This is a genomic window from Enterobacter sp. 296B2 (assembly GCF_034106185.1).
GTDB classification, from domain to species: Bacteria; Pseudomonadota; Gammaproteobacteria; order Enterobacterales; family Enterobacteriaceae; genus Enterobacter; species Enterobacter cloacae_N.
The window spans coordinates 46842-69608 of sequence record NZ_JAWNCA010000010.1 but is presented as its reverse complement, the minus strand read 5'-3'; the positions used below and the strand labels follow the sequence as shown (position 1 = coordinate 69608).

General features: G+C 57.0%; 19 protein-coding genes. 12 read left to right on the top strand and 7 right to left on the bottom strand.

The annotated features are described in order from the left end of the window. Nucleotides 1–157: 157 nt before the first annotated feature. From kdpE to kdpF, 6 genes are read right to left on the bottom strand one after another with little or no spacing between them, the layout of a single operon-like run. Nucleotides 158–835 carry a two-component system response regulator KdpE gene (kdpE, locus tag URZ40_RS09895; RefSeq protein ID WP_024908812.1) on the bottom strand — a complete coding sequence of 226 codons (678 nt, stop codon included), beginning with the start codon at nucleotides 833–835 and terminating at the stop codon, nucleotides 158–160. After that, nucleotides 832–3519, bottom strand: coding sequence for a two-component system sensor histidine kinase KdpD (gene kdpD, locus URZ40_RS09890; RefSeq protein ID WP_116343901.1), 2688 nt, complete (start codon nucleotides 3517–3519; stop codon nucleotides 832–834). Before kdpD ends, kdpE begins: the two co-directional genes overlap by 4 nt. Next, nucleotides 3520–4095 (bottom strand): potassium-transporting ATPase subunit KdpC, encoded by a 576-nt coding sequence (gene kdpC / locus URZ40_RS09885; protein ID WP_316380485.1) that lies wholly within the window; start codon nucleotides 4093–4095, stop codon nucleotides 3520–3522. 12 nt (nucleotides 4096–4107) lie between these two features. Next, on the bottom strand, nucleotides 4108–6156 hold the full coding sequence (gene kdpB, locus URZ40_RS09880) for a potassium-transporting ATPase subunit KdpB (protein WP_116343903.1): 2049 nt from the start codon (nucleotides 6154–6156) through the stop codon (nucleotides 4108–4110). Between the two features lie 18 nt (nucleotides 6157–6174). Then, on the bottom strand, nucleotides 6175–7854 hold the full coding sequence (kdpA, locus tag URZ40_RS09875; protein ID WP_320720480.1) for a potassium-transporting ATPase subunit KdpA: 1680 nt from the start codon (nucleotides 7852–7854) through the stop codon (nucleotides 6175–6177). After that, nucleotides 7854–7943, bottom strand: coding sequence for a K(+)-transporting ATPase subunit F (gene kdpF / locus URZ40_RS09870; RefSeq protein WP_014069365.1), 90 nt, complete (start codon nucleotides 7941–7943; stop codon nucleotides 7854–7856). The genes kdpA and kdpF overlap by 1 nt, the downstream gene beginning before the upstream one ends. 309 nt (nucleotides 7944–8252) lie before the next feature. Here kdpF and URZ40_RS09865 point away from each other — a divergent pair, with 309 nt between their 5' ends. The 7 genes from URZ40_RS09865 (at nucleotide 8253) to nei (ending at nucleotide 14360) form a co-directional block, all read left to right on the top strand. After that, nucleotides 8253–8459, top strand: a complete 207-nt coding sequence (locus tag URZ40_RS09865) for a YbfA family protein (RefSeq protein ID WP_014069366.1) — start codon at nucleotides 8253–8255, stop codon at nucleotides 8457–8459. A 599-nt stretch (nucleotides 8460–9058) separates the two neighbouring features. Then, entirely contained in the window at nucleotides 9059–10471 is a 1413-nt protein-coding gene (gene phrB, locus URZ40_RS09860; RefSeq protein ID WP_320720479.1) for a deoxyribodipyrimidine photo-lyase, read from the top strand. Nucleotides 10472–10481: 10 nt separating this feature from the next. Beyond that, nucleotides 10482–11225, top strand: a complete 744-nt coding sequence (locus URZ40_RS09855) for a type 2 GTP cyclohydrolase I (RefSeq protein WP_116343919.1) — start codon at nucleotides 10482–10484, stop codon at nucleotides 11223–11225. A 14-nt stretch (nucleotides 11226–11239) separates the two neighbouring features. Beyond that, nucleotides 11240–11896: a 5-oxoprolinase subunit PxpB gene (pxpB, locus tag URZ40_RS09850; RefSeq protein ID WP_166710450.1), complete on the top strand. Its 657-nt coding sequence runs from the start codon at nucleotides 11240–11242 to the stop codon at nucleotides 11894–11896. Further along, a complete protein-coding gene (gene pxpC / locus URZ40_RS09845) occupies nucleotides 11890–12822 on the top strand; it encodes a 5-oxoprolinase subunit PxpC (protein ID WP_316380481.1) in 933 nt (310 codons plus the stop codon). The genes pxpB and pxpC overlap by 7 nt, the downstream gene beginning before the upstream one ends. After that, nucleotides 12809–13549 (top strand): 5-oxoprolinase subunit PxpA, encoded by a 741-nt coding sequence (gene pxpA / locus URZ40_RS09840; protein WP_116343908.1) that lies wholly within the window; start codon nucleotides 12809–12811, stop codon nucleotides 13547–13549. Before pxpC ends, pxpA begins: the two co-directional genes overlap by 14 nt. A 19-nt stretch (nucleotides 13550–13568) precedes the next feature. Further along, a complete protein-coding gene (gene nei, locus URZ40_RS09835) occupies nucleotides 13569–14360 on the top strand; it encodes an endonuclease VIII (protein WP_320720478.1) in 792 nt (263 codons plus the stop codon). 84 nt (nucleotides 14361–14444) lie between these two features. Here the strand turns inward: nei and URZ40_RS09830 are convergent, their stop codons facing one another. Then, a complete protein-coding gene (locus tag URZ40_RS09830) occupies nucleotides 14445–15728 on the bottom strand; it encodes a citrate synthase (RefSeq protein ID WP_047347070.1) in 1284 nt (427 codons plus the stop codon). A 638-nt stretch (nucleotides 15729–16366) separates the two neighbouring features. Here URZ40_RS09830 and sdhC point away from each other — a divergent pair. The 5 genes from sdhC to sucA all read left to right on the top strand — a co-directional run bounded on the left by sdhC (nucleotide 16367) and on the right by sucA (nucleotide 22762). Then, nucleotides 16367–16771 carry a succinate dehydrogenase cytochrome b556 subunit gene (gene sdhC, locus URZ40_RS09825; RefSeq protein ID WP_020684965.1) on the top strand — a complete coding sequence of 135 codons (405 nt, stop codon included), beginning with the start codon at nucleotides 16367–16369 and terminating at the stop codon, nucleotides 16769–16771. After that, a complete protein-coding gene (gene sdhD / locus URZ40_RS09820; protein ID WP_296269967.1) occupies nucleotides 16765–17112 on the top strand; it encodes a succinate dehydrogenase membrane anchor subunit in 348 nt (115 codons plus the stop codon). Before sdhC ends, sdhD begins: the two co-directional genes overlap by 7 nt. After that, the gene (gene sdhA / locus URZ40_RS09815) at nucleotides 17112–18878 is read left to right on the top strand and encodes a succinate dehydrogenase flavoprotein subunit (RefSeq protein WP_320720476.1); all 1767 of its coding nucleotides are present in this window, start codon (nucleotides 17112–17114) and stop codon (nucleotides 18876–18878) included. Before sdhD ends, sdhA begins: the two co-directional genes overlap by 1 nt. A 15-nt stretch (nucleotides 18879–18893) precedes the next feature. Next, nucleotides 18894–19610, top strand: a complete 717-nt coding sequence (sdhB, locus tag URZ40_RS09810; RefSeq protein WP_008501090.1) for a succinate dehydrogenase iron-sulfur subunit SdhB — start codon at nucleotides 18894–18896, stop codon at nucleotides 19608–19610. Between the two features lie 344 nt (nucleotides 19611–19954). Then, nucleotides 19955–22762, top strand: coding sequence for a 2-oxoglutarate dehydrogenase E1 component (gene sucA, locus URZ40_RS09805; RefSeq protein ID WP_116343910.1), 2808 nt, complete (start codon nucleotides 19955–19957; stop codon nucleotides 22760–22762). Nucleotides 22763–22767: the final 5 nt, after the last annotated feature.

Genomic DNA, 22767 nt, shown 5'->3' with positions numbered 1-22767 from the left:
TCGCAGATCAAAACTCTGATTTGTTGATGATGTGTTAATGGGTTGTTCTGTTAATGTTTTAAATGAGCGAAAATAACCCGCAAAAATAACGCATGGGTTATTTGTGAAATATTTTCTGAGGGATTTCGTTTTATTTAAAAATAAAGTGAATAGTTATTCAAAGCATAAACCGATAACCGATACCGGTTTCAGTTAATAGATGGCGAGGGCGAGCGGGGTCGACTTCGAGTTTCTGACGAAGATGTCCCATATATATGCGTAGATAATGACTATGTTCTACAGCATTGGGTCCCCACACCTGACTTAACAGCTGGCGCTGGGTGAGTACCTTGCCGTGGTTGTTGAGCAGTACGGCGAGCAGGCGAAATTCTATTGGCGTGAGGTGAATTTCCTCATCGCCGCGCACAATGCGCCGCGCGGCCAGGTCAACCCGGATATCCCCAAACGTGTAGGTTGGGTCAGCGGGCGTGGTTGCGCTGTGGCGGCGCAGCGCCACGCGCAGGCGAGCCTGTAGCTCGCCGATACCAAAAGGTTTAATCAGATAATCGTCCGCCCCGGCATCCAGCGCCGCGATTTTATCCGTCTCTTCTGTACGGGCCGAGAGCACGAGGATCGGCATCTGGCTCCACTGACGCACTTCCCGGATAAAATCAATGCCGTCACCGTCCGGCAGGCCAAGATCAAGGATCACCAGGTCCGGCTTGCGGGTGGCGGCTTCAATTAAACCCCGCTGAAGCGTACCCGCATCATGAACGCGCAGACCATCGCCTTCCAGCGCAGCGCGCAGAAACCGGCTAATGGCGATCTCATCTTCAACAATCAGAACGTTGATCACAAATCCTCTGGTAATTCATTAAGTTCTGGCGGGGTTTCCAGAGGAAGTGTAACACAAAAACGCGCGCCGCCTTCCGGACGATTCTCCGCGGAGATGGTCCCGCCATGGACGTCAATAATTGCCTGGCAAATCGCCAGCCCCAGCCCCACGCCCGGAATGGCCGACTCCTTATTGCCGCGCGCGAATTTTTCAAAAATAGCCATCTCCTGCCCGGCAGGAATGCCCGGTCCGGTATCCCAGACGTCAAGATGAAGCGTTCCATCGTCCACCGTAGCATCCACGCCAATCCGGGCGCTGGCACCCGCATATTTGCCGGCATTTTCCAGCAGGTTGATCAGCACCCGCTCAAAGAGCGGGCCATCAACGTGAATTAACGTCAGTGGCTCGGGCATGTTCAGCGCAATATGCCGCCCGCCTAAGCCAGGTTCGAGCATTTTCAGCGCGCTGCCCACCACTTCTTCGAGCGTGAGCCACTCTTTTTTGAGGTTAAAACCGCCTGACTGGATACGCGCCATATCGAGCAAGTTATTCACCAGGCGCGTGGTATTCAGCACATGCTGGCGGATTTCGCTGGCCTGAAGGGCGTGTTTGGAGCCTTCCGCTGCCAGGTCCAGCGTCAGAATTTCTGACTGGCCAAACAGGACGGTAAGTGGCGTACGCAGATCGTGAGACAGCGCCGCCAGCAGCGAGTTACGAATGCTTTCCCGCTCGCTCGCCAGCCGGGCCTGTTCTTCGCTGGCGGTGAGCGCCAGCCGTTCCAGCGCGCTGGCAACCAGCAGGGTAAAGGTCTCCAGCAGTCGCTGCTGTTCGGGGATCATCAGCTGGCGCAGGTTGGAGGGCTCAACAATCACCAGCCCCTGATTTTTATCGGCACTGCGCAGCGGCAGAATTTGATAGGGCACGCCGGGCAGGGTGTCAGTCCCTGCGCCCGCGGGTAGCCCTTTATCAAAGCTCCAGCGCGCGATGGCTTCATCCCAGGGCGTCATGCCTGAGGCCGACGTCAGCGGGCGCAGCTTACCGTGTTCGTCAGGGAGTAAAATCAGGTTGCTGGCATGAAACGTCGAGCGAATAAACTGCTCGCTGGTCTGCACAATATCCAGCGGCGTACGGCCCACCGCCAGCGATTTAGACATCTCATACAGATGGCGCGTGCGCTGTTCGCGATAGCGGGCGATACGCGCCTGGTAGCGCACGCCGGCCGTCAGGTTCCCGATCACCAGCCCGACGGTGAGCATCACGCCGAAGGTGAGGATGTATTGCACGTCTGAAACCGCGAGCGTCCCGCGAGGATCAATAAAGAATAGATCGAAGCTGATGACGTTGATCACCGTCGCCAGTACCGACGGCCAGCGTCCGTAAAAGAGCGCCACCACCACTACGCCAAGCAGGTAGATCATCACCAGGTTGGCCGCGTCGAAGGCAATCAGCCATTTGCTGGCAATAATAGTGATCAGGGCGCAGAGCACAACGGCGACAAAACAGCCGCGAAGCTGAATGCGCCATTTATCGCTGAAGGCTCGGCTGTCCGGGGCGCGGCTGGGTAACGGCGTGGGCTTGTCATCCAGCGCCACGATCACCAGATCAAGATCCGGCGCGCGGCGGGCCAGCTTGTCGGCAAAGGATTCGCGGCTAAACCAGCGGCGATGCTGGCGGCGGCCAATGACAATTTTCCCCAGATTATGCTCTCGCGCGTAGCGCAGTATGGCTTTATCTTCCTGTGGATCGGAGAGCGTTGCGGTTTCAGCGCCCAGCTCCTGCGCCAGGCGCAGCGAACTCAGGATCGCGCGGCGCTGGTTTTCGGGCAGAGCGTGCAACTGCGGCGTTTCGACATACACTGCATGCCAGACGCTGCCAAATTTGGCTGCCAGGCGCGCAGCGGTGCGGACCAGCTTTTCATTGCCGCTGCCGTGCCCCACGCACAGCAGGATGGCATCCCGCGTATGCCAGACGCGCTCCTGGCCCTGCAGGTCGCGCCAGGCGCGCATCTGATCGTCGACGCGATCGGCAGTACGACGCAGAGCCAGCTCGCGCAGGGCAATCAGGTTACCTTTTCGGAAAAAATGTTCGATGGCGCGCTCGGCCTGGCCGGCGATGTAGACTTTGCCTTCATGCAGGCGCTGGCGTAAATCATCGGGGGGCAGGTCGACCAGCACCACCTCGTCCGCGGAATCAAAGAAGGGATCCGGCACCGTCTCTCGCACCTGAATGCCGGTCACGCCGCTGACCACGTCGTTCAGGCTTTCCAGATGCTGAACGTTAACCGTCGTGAAAACATCGATGCCGGCTTCAAGTAGCTCTTCAACATCCTGCCAGCGTTTTGGGTGGCGTGATCCTGGCGCATTGCTGTGCGCCAGTTCGTCCATCAGGATAAGGGCGGGACGGCGGGCGAGGGCGGCATCAATATCAAACTCAGTGACTAACCGACCACGGTGGCTGATGCGGCGGGGCGGCTGGGTAGCCAGCCCTTTCAGCAGCGACGCCGTCTCTTTACGTCCGTGGGTTTCAACCACGCCGATCAGAATATCGAGCCCCTGCGCCCGAAGCCGCTGGGCTTCTGTCAGCATGGCGAAGGTTTTCCCGACGCCCGCGCAGGCGCCAAAGAAAATTTTCAGTTTGCCGCGATGGGCTTCAGCCGTCTGTTCAAGCAGCCTGTCCGGATCCGGGCGCATGGGCTCGTCGGTCATTTAGTTTTTCCTTAGCGCGTCCAGCGCCAGATTCAGCTCAACAATATTCACCACGGGCATGCCGATGAAGCTGACCAGCGGTTTTTGCGTGTGCTCAGCAACCAGCTTGCTCACCTGTTCGATGGTCAACTGACGGGCGGCGGCGACGCGCGGGATTTGCCAGGCCACTGCTGCCGGGGTCAGGCTGTAGTCCAGCCCGCTGGCCGAGGCGGTTACCAGCTCGACGGGCACCTCACGGCTGGCCTGAGGATTGGCAGCGCGCAGGGCTGCCACGCGCTCAGCAACGGCTTTATCCAGCTCAGGGTTGCTGCCCGCCAGGTTACTGCCGCCGGATGCCATCGGATTATACGGGCTTTCGGCAGTGGCGGAAGGGCGACCCTGGAAGTAACGAGCATCCGTAAAGTTCTGACCAATCAGGCGCGAACCGCGATTTTCACCGTTTTGCATAATCAGCGAGCCGTTGGCCTGATCCTTAAACCACCACTGGCCCAGCGCGGTAGTTACCAGCGGGTACAGCCCGCCGGTAATGAGAGACAGCAGAATAAACAGAAGTATAGCGGGGCGTAACATTGTCATTTGATTCACCTTTTAAACCAGCCCGAACAGGGTCAACAGCAGGTCGATAGCCTTGATACCGATGAAAGGCACCACCAGCCCGCCCAGGCCGTAAATCCACAGGTTGCGGCGCAGCATGGCGGCCGCCGTAAGTGGCTTATAGCTCACGCCCTTCAGCGCCAGCGGGATCAGGAAGACAATAATCAGGGCGTTAAAGATCACGGCGCTCAGAATGGCCGATGCCGGGGAGTGCAGGTGCATCACGTTCAGCGCGTTTAATTGCGGATAGGTCGCGGCAAACGCGGCCGGAATGATGGCGAAGTACTTTGCCACATCGTTAGCGATACTGAACGTGGTCAGCGAACCGCGCGTCATCAGCATCTGCTTGCCAATGTGCACCACCTCAATCAGCTTGGTTGGGTTTGAGTCGAGGTCGACCATGTTCCCCGCCTCTTTTGCCGCCTGGGTACCGGAGTTCATCGCCACCGCCACGTCGGCCTGCGCCAGGGCAGGGGCGTCGTTGGTACCGTCACCGGTCATGGCGACCAGACGGCCTTCCGCCTGATACTGACGGATCAGCGCGAGCTTCGCTTCCGGCGTGGCCTCGGAAAGGAAATCATCCACGCCCGCCTCGGCGGCAATCGCCGCGGCGGTAAGACGGTTATCCCCGGTGATCATCACCGTTTTGATGCCCATTTTACGCAGCTGGGCAAAGCGCTCCTTGATGCCGCCTTTGACGATATCCTTCAGGGCAATCACCCCCAGCACGTTCGAGCCTTCTGCCACCACCAGCGGCGTGGCCCCCTGACGGGCCACGCTTTCGACCAGGCTGTCCACTTCTGGCGGGAAGTGGCCATTGTTTGCCTCAATGTGGCGACGAATGGCGTCAACGGAGCCTTTACGGATCATCCGGTCCTGAATGTTAATACCGCTCATGCGGGTTTGCGCCGTGAAGGGCACGAAGGTGGCATGCAGGCTCTGAACGTCGCGCTGGCGAAGGTTAAAACGCTGCTTGGCGAGGATCACGATACTGCGACCTTCAGGGGTTTCATCGGCAAGCGAGGAGAGCTGCGCGGCGTCCGCCAGCGTTTTTTCATCCACGCCCGGAGCGGGTAAGAATTCGGACGCCTGGCGGTTACCGAGGGTAATGGTCCCGGTTTTATCCAGCAGCAAGACATCCACGTCACCGGCTGCTTCAACCGCACGCCCGCTGGTGGCGATGACGTTTGCACCGAGCATGCGGCTCATGCCGGCCACGCCGATGGCCGACAGCAGGCCGCCGATGGTGGTGGGGATCAGGCAGACCAGCAGCGCCACCAGCACCGTGATGGTGACCGCGGTGCCGCCGTAAGCGGAGAACGGCCACAGCGTCGCGGTTGCCAGCAGGAAGACGATTGTCAGGGCCACCAGCAGGATGGTCAGGGCGATTTCGTTAGGTGTTTTACGGCGCTGGGCGCCTTCCACCATGGCGATCATCCTGTCGAGGAAAGTTTCGCCCGGGTTGACGCTGCACTGGATCACCAGCCAGTCGGAAAGAATGCGCGTCCCGCCCGTCACGGAGGCAAAATCGCCGCCGGATTCACGGATCACCGGCGCGGACTCTCCGGTAATGGCGCTTTCGTCTACCGATGCGCCACCCTCAATGACTTCACCGTCGCAGGGGATGATGTCTCCGGCTTCCACCAGCACCACATCGCCTTTGCGCAGTTCATCCGCCGGAACGTGGTCCATCTGCGCGCCGTATTTCGGCTCACGCAGCTTGCGCGCAAACGCCGTTTTTTTCACCCCTTTCAGGCTGTTGGCCTGCGCTTTACTCCGGCCTTCCGCCAGCGCTTCCGCAAAGTTGGCGAACAGCACGGTAAACCACAGCCACAGGCTGATGGCGCCGGTAAACATCGCGTTTCCCGGCATGTGGCCCGTCCCCATGGCAATCGCCAGGGCGGTGGTCAGGACGCTTCCCGCCCAGACAATAAACATCACCGGGTTGTGCCACTGCACGCGCGGGCTCAGCTTTTTGACCGCATCCATAAGCGCCTGACGAACTAACGTCGGTTCGAGCAGGGCCAGTTGTTTACGACTCATGACAAATACTCCGCAAAATCAGCGTAAAGAGAGAGTTTCCGCGACCGGGCCTAACGCGAGGGCGGGGATAAAGGTCAGGGCGCCGACCAGCAACACGGTGCCCGTCAGCAGGCCGATAAACAGCGCGCCGTGGGTCGGTAATGTCCCGGTGGTGGTCGGTTGAATTTTCTTATTCACCAGCGATCCGGCAATCGCCATGACCGGCACAATGACCCCGAAGCGACCCACGAACATGCAGAACGCCAGCAGGCAGTTCCAGAACGGTGAGTTGGCGCTTAAGCCCGCAAAGGCGCTGCCGTTGTTGTTGGCGGCAGAGGAGACTGCATAAAGCACTTCACTAAAGCCGTGAATGCCGGGGTTAAAGATGCCGCTGCGTCCGGCCTCGGTCATCAGCGCCAGCGCGGTGCCGAGCAGCACAAGCGCCGGGGTGACCAGAATCGCCAGCGCGGTTAACTTCATCTCGCGAACGTCGATTTTTTTACCGAGGTATTCCGGGGTGCGGCCAATCATCAGACCGGCAATAAATACCGCCAGCAGTACGAACAGCAGCATGCCGTAAAGACCTGAACCCACGCCGCCAAACACCACCTCGCCAATCTGCATCAGCCACATCGGGATCATGCCGCCAAGCGCGGTGAAAGAGTCGTGCATGGCGTTCACCGCCCCGCACGAGGCCGCCGTAGTGACCACCGCATACAGGCTGCTGGCGAGAATGCCGAAGCGGCTCTCTTTCCCTTCCATATTGATATTGCTATTCGCCCCAAGCTGCATGAAATGGCTGTTACCGTTCCATTCCGCCCACATCACCAGCGCCACGCAGACCACGAAGATCAGCGACATGGTCCAGAGCAGGGTGCGGCCCTGACGGCGATCGTTGACCACGTCACCAAAGGCAAAGCAGAGCGCAGCGGGGATCAGGAAGATCGCCAGCATCTGCACAAAATTGGTCAGGGCGGTAGGGTTTTCAAACGGATGCGACGAGTTGGCGTTGAAGAAGCCGCCCCCGTTCGTCCCGAGCATCTTGATGGCTTCCTGTGACGCCACTGGCCCCATCGGCAGGAGCTGTTTTGCGCCTTCAAGCGAGGTATAAGGCGTGTAAGGCAGCAGGTTTTGCAGGCTGCCCTGCTGAATAAAGAACAGCGCGATAAGCAGCGCAATCGGCAGCAGGATCCACAGCGTAATGCGCGTTAAATCCACCCAGGCGTTACCCAGAGTACTGATTTTTTGACGCGCAAACGCACGCGTCAGCGCGAAAATTACCGCGATACCACTGGCGGCAGAGAGGAAGTTCTGCACGGTTAACCCAGCCATCTGGCTGAAATAGCTGAGCGTGGTTTCACCGGCATAGGACTGCCAGTTGGTGTTGGTAACGAAACTGACTGCCGTATTCAGCGCCAGGTGCCAGGACAGGCCCGGCAACTGTTGCGGATTCAGCGGCAGGATGCCCTGAAGCATCAGCATGGCAAAAAGTGCAATCAGCCCGACAATATTCAGCAGCAGAATGGCGATCAGATATTCACGCCAGCTCATCTCCCGATCGTCGATTCCCAGTACGCGCCAGATCCCTTTCTCAACGCTTCCCGTGCCGGGCAGGGGGACGTTGTTGATAAGCCGTGCCAGTCCCGTTCCCAGCGGCCTTGCCAGAACGAACAATACCACTAAGAAACTGGCAATAAGCAAAAACGCCTGAGCAGTCATCAGAATGCCTCCGCGTTAATCAGGGCATAGACCAGATAACCCAATAACAGGAACACCAGCACGATGCCGGCAATAAGACCTGCACTCACAATCCACCTCCGGGTGACTTTTGTTGTTGTGCTAACGGTAGGATTTACGGCGCAAAGATTTCGCAAAAATGCGGAGGGCGGATGTAAAAAAAGTATAAAAATGCCAAAGGCCACAAATTAACTATTGATAAGTAAACTGTTAACTTTTTTGTAACTTAATTACGGCGGAAGTGTAAATATTCACTAAATGGATAAAAATAAGTGGTCGGATGAGTAGTAAAATTACACGCAAAGCGATATTATTTTAGCCAGGTCACAGATTTCACATTTTCCGGAGAAGATTTCCGGCCAACTACAGGGGAGAAAAATATGGATCTTTATAAAGAGTATCCGGCTCATATCGTGTTCATGCGTCGCACTTTCGCCGTAGTGGCTGGCGTGCTGGCCCTGCCGGTGATGCTGTTCTGGAAAGATCGTGCGCGTTTTTACAGTTATCTGCACCGCGTCTGGGCGAAAACCAGCGAAAAGCCGGTGTGGATGGATCAGGCCGAGAAAGCGACCTGCGATTTCTACTGAAACGACGCTGACGCGTAGCTATAAAAAAAACCGCCAATAGCAATATGGCGGTTTTTTTGTCCCTCGGGATTCGCGGTCCGTTGGGTGGTCTTGCAGCCCCTACCCGGGATTCTTATCATACCCTCCTGTAATCAGATGGCAACCCCTCGAAACCTTTATAAATTCCTAATTTTATTCGAGTATCTTACCTTTATAGCGGATGTTAATTATGATGCTGCGTCCCTTTCCGCCATCTCGCAAATGGGCATCGGTCCTGGGAAAGGTGTATTTACAGCCGTAAAGCAGCCCGCCTACCCGGGCTTGTGTCCACCGACTTATCACCGGTGGTGAACGGTGGAGCGGTTAGCTGCAGGGACCGCATAATGAAACGCTATTTTTGCATCGCGTTCATTGTCGCCAGCGTACTCGTTGTAAAGAGCGATGAACCGAATGTGTTTGTCGCTTTAACTACGATAGCGCAGGACAAGTAGCGTTAAGGCCGCCTTGAGCGGCCTTTTTTATTTCATCCCGTCTACACTTCATGGCAAAGTAGTTCAATGCATGCTTTTTCCTTTTACGGCATGCCCTTATGGACATAATGGATATTCGCCTGGAGTTTTATGCCCACCCATCTGGTTTGGTTTCGCGCGGATTTGCGCGTACATGACAACATCGCACTCGCGGCGGCCTGTCGCGCCAAAGACGCTAACGTATTGGCTCTGTTTATGGCTACGCCCGAGCAGTGGCGGCAGCACGATATGGCTCCGCGGCAGGCGGCTTACCTCAAATCCCATCTGAACGAACTGCAACGCGCGCTTGCCGAAAAAGGCATTCCGCTGATCTACAAAGAGGTCAGCGATTTTACCGCGCAGCTTCATATGCTGCAGGAGATATGCCAGCAGAACGGAGTTACACATCTTTTTTATAACTACCAGTACGAACTGAACGAACAGCAGCGGGACCGCCAGCTGGAGAAAATGCTCGAAGAGGTGGTTTGTGAGGGATTTGATGACAGCGTGATGCTGGCACCGGGCAGCGTGATGACTGGCGGTCACGAAATGTATAAAGTGTTTACGCCGTTTAAAAATGCTTTTGTTAAACGCCTGAAAGAGGCGCTGCCGGAGTGCGTACCTGCGCCCGCCGTCAGAGGGGAGGTTATAACCAATCAGCCTGAATTAACGTTTAACTATCCCCAACAGGCATTTGATGAACTACTGTTTCCTGCCAATGAGAAGGCCGCTATTGCGAAGCTGCGCCAGTTTTGCAAACAGGGTGCTGGAGAGTACGACGCGCGCAGGGATTTCCCGGCAATTGAAGGGACAAGCCGTTTATCGGCAAGCCTGGCGCTGGGCGTGCTCTCTCCTCGCCAGTGTTTACATCGTCTTCTGGCCGAACAGCCGCAGGCGCTGGACGGAGGGGCGGGCTCGGTGTGGCTGAACGAACTTATCTGGCGTGAATTCTATCGCCATCTGATGACGTATCATCCCGATCTCTGTAAGCATCGTCCGTTCATTCCCTGGACCGATAACGTTAAATGGCAGCACGATGAGGCACTTTTACAGGCCTGGAAAAAAGGGGAGACGGGCTTTCCGATTGTTGATGCCGCCATGCGCCAGCTAAATGAAACCGGATGGATGCACAACCGTCTGCGAATGATTACCGCCAGCTTCCTGGTGAAAGATCTGCTTATCGACTGGCGCGTCGGGGAGCGCTATTTTATTTCTCAGCTGATTGACGGTGACCTGGCGGCGAATAACGGCGGCTGGCAGTGGGCGGCCTCTACCGGCACCGATGCGGCTCCCTATTTCAGGATTTTTAATCCGACTACCCAGGGGCAAAAATTTGATGCTAACGGCGACTTTATTCGCCGCTGGTTGCCCGCGCTCAGGAACGTTCCTGCAAAAGCGATCCACGACCCGTGGGCATGGGCGGATAAACAGGGCGTAAAGCTCGATTATCCCCGCCCGATCGTTGACCATAAACAGGCGCGCGTCGCCACGCTGGCGGCGTACGAGGCCGCACGAAAAGTTTGAGAGAATGATGATGAAAAACAGTGAACTGGAACGCCTGATTAACGAAAAGCTTAATACCGCCTCCTTCAGCGACTACGGCCCGAATGGCCTGCAGGTGGAAGGGCGCGAAACGGTGCAGAAAATCATCACCGGCGTGACGGCAAGCCAGGCGCTGCTGGATGAGGCGGTGCGTCAGGACGCCGATGCGGTGATTGTCCATCACGGCTACTTCTGGAAAAACGAATCGCCGATTATTCGCGGCATGAAGCGCAATCGCCTCAAAACGCTGCTGGCGAATGACATCAACCTGTACGGTTACCATCTGCCGCTGGATGCACATCCGGAACTGGGGAATAACGTTCAGCTGGCGCAGCTGTTGGGGATTACCGTAATGGGCGAAATCGAGCCGCTGGTGCCGTGGGGTGAACTGTCGATGCCGGTACCGGGCCTGGAGCTGGCTTCCTGGATCGAGGCGCGCCTGGGGCGTCGTCCGCTGTGGTGCGGCGACACCGGGCCGGATAAGGTGAAGCGTGTGGCCTGGTGTACCGGCGGCGGTCAGGGCTTTATCGACAGCGCCGCGCGCTTTGGTGTCGATGCGTTTATTACCGGCGAAGTCTCCGAGCAGACGGTTCACTCTGCGCGCGAGCAGGGGCTGCATTTTTACGCGGCAGGCCACCACGCTACCGAGCGCGGCGGTATTCGCGCCCTCAGCGAGTGGCTGACGGAAAATACCGATCTTGATGTGACTTTTATTGATATTCCTAATCCGGCCTGATGAGAGGTAGTTAAGTGCAGCGAGCGCGTTGTTATCTTCTGGGTGAAACCGCAGTCGTTCTGGAGCTTGAACCGCCGGTTACGCTCGCCACGCAGAAGCGTATCTGGCGGCTGGCACAGCGTCTGCCCGACATGCCGGGCGTCGTTGAGGCCATTCCGGGTATGAATAATATCACGGTGGTGTTGCGTAACCCGCACACGGGGGCGCTGGATGCGATTGAGCGCCTGCAGCGCTGGTGGGAGGAGAGCGAAGCGCTGGAGCCGGAATCGAGGACGATCGAGATCCCGGTTGTTTATGGCGGTAAGGGCGGCCCCGATCTGCGCGTAGTAGCCGAACACTGTGGGCTCACGGAAAAGCAGGTTGTTGAACTGCACAGCTCGGTGGAGTACGTCGTCTGGTTTCTGGGTTTTCAGCCGGGCTTTCCGTATCTGGGCGGACTATCTCCCCGGCTGCATACCCCGCGTCGGGCCGAACCGCGCCTGAGCGTTCCCGCGGGAACGGTGGCGATTGGCGGTGAACAAACCGGAATTTATCCGCTTACCTCACCGGGTGGCTGGCAGCTTATCGGGCACACCTCCATGCCGCTATTTGAACCGGGGCAGGATGCGCCGATCCTCCTGCAACCGGGTGATACCCTGCGCTTTATCCCGCAGAAGGAGGGGGTATGTTAACGCTTATTCGCGCGGGGCTTTACACCTCCGTTCAGGATGCCGGGCGCTTTGGCATGCGCCAGTCCGGTGTGAGCTACTGCGGCGCGCTTGACCGCCCATCGCTGGAGATTGCCAACCTGCTGGTCGGCAACCCGGGCAGTACGGCGGCGCTAGAAATTACCTTGGGTCAGTGTGTGATTGAGTTTGGTCAGGAGACCTGGTTCGCCTTAACCGGCGCGGGCTGCGACGCGACGCTGGACGGCAAAGCGGTGTGGACCGGCTGGCGCCTGCGGGCGAAGGCCGGGCAGCGCTTGACGCTTAAACGTCCGCTCCACGGCGTGCGTAGCTATCTTGCGGTGGCGGGGGGCATTGACGTGCCGGAGGTATTGGGTTCATCCAGTACCGATCAAAAAGCGGGCATCGGCGGACATGAAGGGCGACTGCTGCGCGACGGGGATCGCCTGGCGATTAAGCCGTCAGCGCGCCATTTCTCCACCACGCAGGGCGTAAAACAACTGCTGTGGGGGAACGTGATCCGTGCCTTGCCGGGACCGGAATATCAGGAGTTTGATGAGGCTTCTAAAGAGTCGTTCTGGCGCGCGCCGTGGAAGATCAGCCCGCAGAGTAACCGCATGGGCTACCGTCTGCAGGGGCAGCCGCTGACCCGCACGACGGACCGGGAGCTGCTTTCCCACGGCTTGCTGCCGGGCGTGATTCAGGTGCCGGGCAACGGGCAGCCCATCGTGCTGATGAACGATGCGCAAACCACCGGCGGTTACCCGCGCATTGCCTGTATTATCGACGCGGATCGCTACCATCTGGCGCAAATTCCTCTCGGCCAGCCGATTCATTTCGTACAGTGTTCGCTGGAGGAGGCGCTGAAAGCGCGGCAGGATCAGCAGCGTTATCTCGAACAGCTGGCGTGGAGGCTTGATGGTAAAAATTGATTTAAACGCCGATCTTGGGGAGGGCAGCAGCGCCGATGCGGAACTGATGACCCTGGTCTCCTCGGTCAATATCGCCTGCGGCTTTCACGCGGGGGATGCGCAAACCATGCTGGAGAGCGTGCGTAATGCCATTAAAAACGGCGTGGCGATTGGCGCTCACCCGAGCTTCCCTGACCGGGAGAACTTTGGCCGCACGGCGATGGATCTGCCCCCTGAGACGATCTACGCGCAAATGCTCTACCAGATCGGTGCGCTGGAGGTGATGGTGCGCGCTGAGCACGGCGTGCTGCGCCACGTGAAGCCGCACGGTATGCTCTACAATCAGGCGGCGAAAGATGCTGCTCTGGCGGACGCCATTGCCCGCGCGGTGCGGGACTGCAATCCGCAGCTGATTTTGGTGGGCCTGGCGGGCAGCGAGCTTATTCGCGCCGGAGAGCGGCTGGGGCTGACGACGCGGCAGGAAGTCTTTGCCGATCGGGGATACATGCCGGACGGCAGTCTGGTTCCGCGCACGCAGGCCGGTGCGCTGATTACTGATGAAGGCAAAGCGCTGGCGCAGACGCTGGAGATGGTGCGCGCCGGGCGGGTTACCGCCGTGGATGGAACTTCGGCAATTGTTCAGGCCGATACGGTGTGTTTACACGGCGACGGTGAGCATGCGCTCCAGTTCGCGCGCCGCCTGCGGGCAGCGTTCTCTGAAGAGGGCATCCTCGTCAGCGCCGAATAATGACGATAAGGATACAAAAATGCCAGAAGGTCCGGAGATCCGCCGCGCGGCGGATAGCCTGGAGGCGGCGATCAAGGGCAAACCCCTGACCGATGTCTGGTTTGCTTTTCCTCAGCTAAAACCGTTTGAATCAGAGCTGGTGGGGCAGACGGTGACCCACATTGAAACGCGCGGCAAAGCGTTGCTCACGCATTTTTCCCATAACCTGACGTTATATAGCCATAACCAGCTTTACGGCGTCTGGCGCGTGGTGGAGTCGGGTGAACAGCCGCAAACCACCCGCGTGCTGCGCGTCAGGCTGCAAACGGCGGATAAGGCGATCCTGCTGTACAGCGCGTCAGATATCGAAATGTTAACGCCGGAGCAGCTGCTCACGCATCCATTTCTTCAGCGCGTCGGGCCGGACGTGCTGGACATGCGCCTGACGGCGAGCGACGTGAAGGCACGTCTGTTATCACCAAAATTCCGCAACCGTCAGTTTTCCGGGCTGTTGCTCGATCAGGCATTCCTGGCCGGATTAGGTAACTACCTGCGGGTGGAGATCCTCTGGGAAGTGGGGCTGGCGCCGCAGCACAAGGCCTCACAGCTGAGCGATGAACAGCTGGAGGCGCTGTCGCAGGCGCTGCTGGATATTCCGCGGCTGTCTTACAACACGCGCGGCGTGGTGGATGAGAACAAGCATCACGGGGCGCTGTTCCGGTTCAAGGTGTTTCATCGGGCGGGTAAGAAGTGCGAGCGGTGCGGCGGGATAATTGAGAAGACCACGCTCTCTTCACGACCGTTTTACTGGTGTCCTCGGTGCCAGACGTAAAAAAGCCGGGTGGCGGCTACGCCTTACCCGGCTTACATTTCGCACTTGTAGGCCCGGCAAGCGAAGCGCCGCCGGGCGTGTTTATTAGCGCTTAATATCAGACTTAAAATCACGCTGCTCGTAGCCGGTATACAGCTGACGAGGACGAGCAATTTTCATGCCTTCGCTGTGCATTTCGTTCCAGTGCGCAATCCAGCCCACGGTACGCGCCATGGCGAAGATCACGGTGAACATGGAAGACGGAATGCCCATCGCTTTCAGAATAATGCCAGAGTAGAAATCGACGTTCGGGTAGAGTTTCTTCTCGATGAAGTACGGGTCGTTCAGCGCGATGTGTTCCAGCTCCATCGCCACTTCCAGCAGATCATCTTTCGTACCCAGCTCTTTCAGCACTTCGTGGCAGGTCTCACGCATGACGGTGGCGCGCGGGTCGTAGTTTTTGTAAACACGGTGACCGAAGCCCATCAGGCGGAAGGAGTCATTCTTGTCTTTCGCACGACGCACGAACTCAGGAATATGCTCAACGGTGCTGATCTCTTCCAGCATCTTCAGCGCCGCTTCGTTGGCGCCGCCGTGCGCCGGTCCCCACAGGGAGGCGATGCCCGCAGCGATACAGGCGAACGGGTTCGCGCCTGAAGAGCCTGCGGTACGGACGGTAGAGGTAGAGGCGTTCTGTTCGTGGTCAGCGTGCAGGATCAGAATACGGTCCATTGCGCGTTCCAGCACCGGGTTCACTTCGTACTCTTCGCACGGCGTGGAGAACATCATGCGCAGGAAGTTACCGGCGTAGGAGAGGTCGTTACGTGGGTACACAAACGGCTGGCCGATGGAGTATTTGTAACACATCGCCGCCATGGTAGGCATTTTGGACAGCAGACGGAACGCCGCGATATCACGGTGACGCGGGTTATTCACGTCAAGAGAATCGTGGTAGAACGCCGCCAGCGCACCGGTAATACCGCACATCACCGCCATCGGGTGAGAGTCACGACGGAACGCATGGAACAGACGGGTAATCTGCTCATGGATCATGGTGTGACGGGTTACGGTGGTTTTGAATTCATCGTATTGCGCCTGCGTCGGCTTTTCGCCGTTCAGCAGGATGTAGCACACTTCCAGGTAGTTGGATTCGGTGGCTAACTGATCGATGGGGAAGCCGCGATGGAGCAGGATACCTTCGTCACCGTCAATGTAGGTGATTTTGGATTCGCAAGATGCGGTAGAGGTAAATCCAGGGTCAAAGGTAAATACTCCTTTGGAACCCAGCGTACGGATATCAATAACATCCTGACCGAGCGTGCCTTTTAGCACATCCAGTTCAATAGCATCATCACCATTTAGGGTGAGTTTTGCCTTTGTATCAGCCATTTACGGTCTCCTTAGCGCCTTATGCTTAAGACTGCTTTTACCGGATTTGCATTCAGCTGTTAATCACCGTTACCAGATTGTTATTTGGCTTACCGCTCAGCTCACGAGGAGTAACCAGGGTACAGAGCTATGGCGCCTTGCAGGTAAACGAATGAAATATCAGTGAAACAACAGCAAATCAGCGTTTTTGCAGTCCGAATTATTCAAACCTGTATATCACTAATAACTGTCCTGATAACTTCGGTCAATACCATCACACTGTTACATAACTATTTGTCAGGTGAAAGAGAGACCTCATAACTTTTGCGCATTATATGCCTTTTCTGATGACGTTTGTAACAATATTGTTTAACATTTGTCAAATCAGATGATTAAAAATTAAAAAGATGTTGTTATCGTGACCCTGATCACTGTTCCAGAGAAAACCCAACAAACTGTATGTAGGTTAATTGTAATGATTTTGTGAACGGCCTATACTGCCGCCAGGTCTCCGGAACACCCTGCAATCCCGAGCCACCCAGCGTTGTAACGTGTCGTTTTAGCATCTGGAAGCAATGTTTTGCATGACGCGCAGTTATAGAAAAGGAACGCTGCTTGACCCGCATCGCAGTCCGGAGGAAGGAAACAATAAGAACAGCATGTGGGCGTTATTCATGATAAGAAATGTGAAAAAACAAAGACCTGTCAATCTGGATCTGAAAACGATCCGGTTCCCCGTAACAGCAATAGCGTCCATTCTGCACCGTGTTTCTGGTGTGATTACGTTTGTGGCGGTCGGTATTTTGCTGTGGTTACTGGGCACCAGCCTCTCTTCCCCTGAAGGATTCCTCCAGGCTTCGGCCATCATGAACAGCTTCTTCGTGAAATTCATCATGTGGGGCATTCTGACCGCGCTGGCATACCACGTCGTCGTGGGTGTTCGCCATATGCTGATGGACTTTGGTTATCTCGAAGAGACCTTCGAAGCCGGGAAACGCTCCGCAAACATTTCATTTGTGATTACTGTCGTGCTTTCACTTCTCGCAGGAGTTCTCGTATGGTAAGCAACGCCTCCGCATTAGGACGCAACGGCGTACATGACTTCATTCTGGTCCGTGCTACCGCTATCGTTCTCACCCTTTACATCATCTATATGATCGGTTTCTTCGCGACCAGCGGCACGCTGACGTGGGAAATCTGGAGTGGGTTCTTCGGATCCGCCTTCACCAAAGTGTTCACCCTGCTGGCCCTGTTCTCCATCCTTATTCATGCCTGGATTGGCATGTGGCAGGTGTTGACCGATTACGTAAAACCGTTAGGCGTTCGCCTCCCGCTGCAGCTGGCCATTGTTGTTGCACTGGTGGTTTACGTTATTTATGGATTCGTTGTGGTGTGGGGTGTGTAATGAAACTGCCAGTCAGAGAATTTGATGCTGTTGTAATTGGTGCCGGTGGCGCAGGTATGCGTGCCGCACTGCAAATTTCCCAGAGCGGCCAGACCTGTGCGCTGCTCTCTAAAGTGTTCCCGACCCGTTCCCACACTGTGTCTGCGCAGGGCGGTATCACCGTTGCGCTGGGTAACTCCCACGAAGATAACTGGGAATGGCACATGTACGACACGGTTAAAGGTTCCGACTATATCGGCGACCAGGATGCCATCGAATATATGTGTAAAACCGGCCCGGAAGCGATTCTGGAGCTGGATCACATGGGGCTGCCGTTCTCCCGTCTGGAAAATGGCACCATCTATCAGCGTCCGTTTGGTGGCCAGTCGAAAAACTTCGGCGGCGAGCAGGCGGCACGTACCGCGGCGGCGGCTGACCGTACCGGCCACGCGCTGCTGCACACCCTGTATCAGCAGAACCTGAAAAACCACACCACCATCTTCTCCGAGTGGTACGCGCTGGATCTGGTGAAAAACGCCGATGGCGCGATCGTCGGCTGTACCGCGCTGTGCATCGAAACCGGTGAAGTGGTTTACTTCAAAGCCCGCGCTACCGTGCTGGCGACTGGCGGCGCAGGCCGTATTTACCAGTCCACCACCAACGCCCACATCAACACCGGTGACGGTGTCGGTATGGCTATCCGCGCGGGCGTGCCGGTGCAGGATATGGAGATGTGGCAGTTCCACCCAACCGGTATCGCCGGTGCGGGCGTGCTGGTAACAGAAGGCTGCCGTGGTGAAGGTGGCTACCTGCTGAACAAACACGGCGAGCGCTTCATGGAGCGTTATGCCCCGAATGCGAAAGACCTGGCGGGTCGTGACGTGGTGGCGCGTTCCATCATGATCGAAATCCGTGAAGGCCGCGGCTGTGACGGCCCATGGGGTCCACACGCGAAGCTGAAGCTCGACCATCTGGGTAAAGAGGTGCTGGAATCCCGTCTGCCGGGCATCCTGGAACTGTCCCGCACCTTCGCCCACGTCGACCCGGTGAAAGAGCCGATTCCGGTTATCCCAACCTGCCACTACATGATGGGCGGTATTCCGACCAAAGTGACCGGTCAGGCGCTTACCGTGAACGAGCAGGGCGAAGACGTGGTTATCCCTGGCCTGTTCGCCGTAGGCGAAATTGCCTGCGTGTCCGTACACGGCGCAAACCGTCTGGGCGGCAACTCGCTGCTGGACCTGGTAGTGTTTGGTCGTGCGGTGGGTCTGCATCTGCAGGAATCCATTGCCGAGCAGGGCGCGCTGCGTGACGCAACTGACGAAGAAATCGATGCCTCTCTTGAGCGCCTCAACCGCTGGAACGGTAACCGTAACGGCGAAGATCCGGTTGAAATCCGTAAAGCGCTGCAGGAGTGCATGCAGCACAATTTCTCGGTATTCCGCGAAGGCGACGCGATGGCCAAAGGTCTTGAGCAGCTGAAAGCGATCCGCGAGCGTCTGAAAAATGCCCGTCTGGACGACACCTCCAGCGAGTTCAACACCCAGCGCGTTGAGTGCCTGGAGCTGGATAACCTGATGGAAACCGCGTTCGCGACGGCGATGTCGGCAAACTTCCGTACCGAAAGCCGTGGCGCGCATAGCCGCTTCGACTTCCCGGATCGTGATGACGAAAACTGGCTGTGCCATTCCCTGTATCTGCCAGAGTCGGAAACCATGACGCGTCGTAGCGTCAACATGGAACCGAAACTGCGTCCGGCGTTCCCGCCGAAGATTCGTACTTACTAATGCGGAGACAGGATAATGAAACTCGAATTCTCAGTTTATCGTTATAACCCGGATGTTGATGATGCTCCGCGCATGCAGGATTACACCCTGGAAGCGGAAGAAGGCCGTGACATGATGCTGCTGGATGCGTTAATCCAGCTGAAAGAAAAAGATCCTACGCTGTCGTTCCGCCGCTCCTGCCGTGAAGGGGTTTGTGGCTCTGACGGGGTGAACATGAACGGCAAAAATGGCCTGGCCTGCATCACGCCAATTTCAGCGTTGCAGCGTCCTGGTCAGAAAATTGTTATCCGTCCTCTGCCAGGCCTGCCGGTCGTGCGTGATTTGGTGGTAGACATGGGGCAATTCTATGCACAATATGAGAAGATTAAGCCTTACTTATTGAATAATGGGCAAAATCCACCCGCTCGCGAGCACTTACAGTCTCCCGAGCAGCGTGAAAAACTCGATGGGTTGTACGAGTGTATTCTCTGTGCATGTTGTTCAACGTCCTGTCCGTCGTTCTGGTGGAACCCGGACAAGTTTATCGGCCCGGCCGGTCTGCTGGCTGCCTATCGCTTCCTGATCGATAGCCGCGACACCGAAACCGATAGCCGTCTGGAAGGACTGAGTGACGCTTTCAGCGTATTCCGCTGCCATAGCATCATGAACTGCGTCAGTGTGTGTCCGAAGGGGCTGAACCCGACGCGCGCCATCGGCCATATTAAGTCGATGCTGCTGCAGCGCAGTGCGTAAGTAGTGAGAGGGGAGCGCTGTTCCCCTCACCCTAACCCTCTCCCTAAGGGAGAGGGAACAGATTGCAGAAACCTTTAAAAACTGCCAGTTAAGTAAATAATCGAGACGTTCAGCGCGAGACAAGGCGCGGCTGAACGAATCCCCTGGAGCATAGTTAACTATGTGACTGGGGTGAGTGAAAGCCGCAACGCAGTTGCAGCCGGAACGACGAAGATTATTTAGACAGTTTCTAAAGGTTCCTTCGCGGGCCAATAAGAGCTCGCAGGTGAACCCCGGCACGTACACGTGGTGTGCGTGGTAGTTTCTACGGCGAAAGTAAGCATAAAAATGCTTAAGGGATCACGATGCAGAACGGCGCAATGAAAGCCTGGCTGGACTCTTCTTACCTCTCTGGTGCGAACCAGAGCTGGATAGAACAGCTCTATGAAGACTTCTTAACCGATCCTGACTCAGTGGACGCAAACTGGCGTTCCATGTTCCAGCAGTTGCCTGGTACAGGGGTCAAACCGGATCAATTCCATTCCAAAACACGTGATTATTTCCGTCGTCTGGCGAAGGATGCCTCACGTTACTCTTCTGCGATTTCCGACCCTGACACCAATGCGAAGCAGGTTAAAGTCCTGCAGCTTATCAACGCTTATCGCTTCCGCGGTCACCAGCATGCGAATCTCGATCCGCTGGGACTGTGGAAACAAGACCGTGTGGCCGATCTCGATCCGGCGTATCACGATCTGACCGAGGCCGATTTCCAGGAAAGCTTTAACGTAGGTTCCTTTGCCATCGGCAAAGACACGATGAAGCTGGGCGATCTGATTGACGCGCTCAAGCAAACCTACTGCGGCTCCATCGGCGCGGAATATATGCACATTACCTCTACCGAAGAGAAACGCTGGATCCAGCAGCGCATCGAATCCGTAGCGGGCCACGCGACCTTCTCGGCTGACGAGAAAAAACGCTTCCTGAGTGAACTGACCGCAGCGGAAGGGCTTGAGCGCTATCTGGGTGCGAAGTTCCCGGGCGCAAAACGCTTCTCGCTGGAAGGCGGAGACGCGCTGGTGCCGATGCTGAAAGAGCTGATTCGCCACGCAGGCAAGAGCGGCACCCGTGAAGTGGTGCTCGGCATGGCGCACCGCGGTCGTCTGAACGTGCTGGTCAACGTGCTGGGTAAAAAACCGCAGGACCTGTTCGACGAATTCGCGGGCAAACATAAAGAACACCTCGGCACCGGCGACGTGAAGTACCACATGGGCTTCTCGTCGGATATCGAAACCGAAGGCGGTCTGGTTCACCTGGCGCTGGCGTTTAACCCGTCGCACCTGGAAATCGTCAGCCCGGTGGTTATCGGTTCCGTACGCGCGCGTCTGGATCGTCTGGACGAGCCGAGCAGCAATAAAGTGCTGCCAATCACCATCCACGGCGATGCGGCGGTAACAGGGCAGGGCGTGGTTCAGGAAACCCTGAACATGTCGAAAGCGCGTGGTTACGAAGTGGGCGGTACCGTTCGCATCGTGATCAATAACCAGGTGGGCTTTACTACTTCTAACCCGCTGGATGCGCGTTCTACCCCGTACTGCACCGACATCGGTAAGATGGTACAGGCACCCATCTTCCACGTTAACGCGGATGACCCGGAAGCCGTTGCTTTCGTTACCCGCCTGGCGCTGGACTTCCGTAATACCTTCAAACGCGATGTGTTCATTGACCTCTTCTGCTACCGCCGTCACGGCCACAACGAAGCGGATGAGCCAAGTGCAACCCAGCCGCTGATGTACCAGAAAATCAAAAAACACCCGACCCCACGCAAAATCTATGCTGACAAGCTGGAAAGCGACAAAGTGGCGACGCTGGAAGATGCGACCGAAATGGTTAACCTCTACCGCGACGCGCTGGACGCGGGTGAATGCGTAGTGAAAGAGCTGCGCCCGATGAACATGCACTCCTTTACCTGGTCTCCGTACCTCAACCACGAGTGGGATGAGAGCTACCCGAACAAGGTGGAGATGAAGCGCCTGCAGGAGCTGGCTAAACGCATCAGCACCGTGCCGGACGCTATCGAGATGCAGTCTCGCGTAGCGAAAATTTACGCTGACCGTCAGTCCATGGCGGCAGGCGAGAAGCTGTTTGACTGGGGCGGCGCGGAAACGCTGGCTTACGCGACGCTGGTTGACGAAGGCATTCCTGTTCGTCTGTCCGGTGAAGATGCGGGCCGCGGCACCTTCTTCCACCGTCATGCGGTGGTTCACAACCAGTCTAACGGTTCAACCTACACCCCGCTGCAGCACGTGCACAACGGTCAGGGCCAGTTCAAGGTCTGGGACTCCGTGCTGTCTGAAGAAGCGGTACTGGCTTTCGAGTACGGTTACGCCACGGCAGAACCGCGCACCCTGACCATCTGGGAAGCGCAGTTCGGTGACTTCGCCAACGGTGCGCAGGTGGTTATCGACCAGTTCATCTCCTCCGGCGAGCAGAAGTGGGGCCGCATGTGTGGCCTGGTGATGCTGCTGCCGCACGGCTATGAAGGTCAGGGTCCGGAACACTCCTCCGCGCGTCTGGAACGTTATCTGCAGCTCTGCGCCGAGCAGAACATGCAGGTCTGCGTGCCGTCCACCCCGGCTCAGGTCTACCACATGCTGCGTCGTCAGGCGCTGCGCGGTATGCGTCGTCCGCTGGTGGTGATGTCGCCGAAATCCCTGCTGCGTCATCCGCTGGCGGTGTCCAGCCTGGATGAGCTGGCGAACGGCACCTTCCTGCCGGCCATCGGTGAAATTGACGAGCTGGATCCGCAGGCCGTGAAGCGCGTGGTGATGTGTTCTGGTAAGGTTTATTACGACCTGCTGGAACAGCGCCGTAAGAACGATCAGAAAGATGTCGCCATCGTGCGTATCGAACAGCTTTATCCGTTCCCGCATCAGGCGATGCAGGAAGTGCTGAAACAGTACGCTCACGTACATGATTTTGTCTGGTGCCAGGAAGAGCCGCTCAACCAGGGCGCATGGTATTGCAGCCAGCATCATTTCCGTGAAGTGATTCCATTTGGGTCAGCCCTGCGCTATGCAGGTCGCCCGGCCTCCGCCTCTCCGGCGGTAGGGTATATGTCCGTTCACCAGAAGCAGCAACAAGATCTGGTCAATGACGCGCTGAACGTCGATTAATTAAA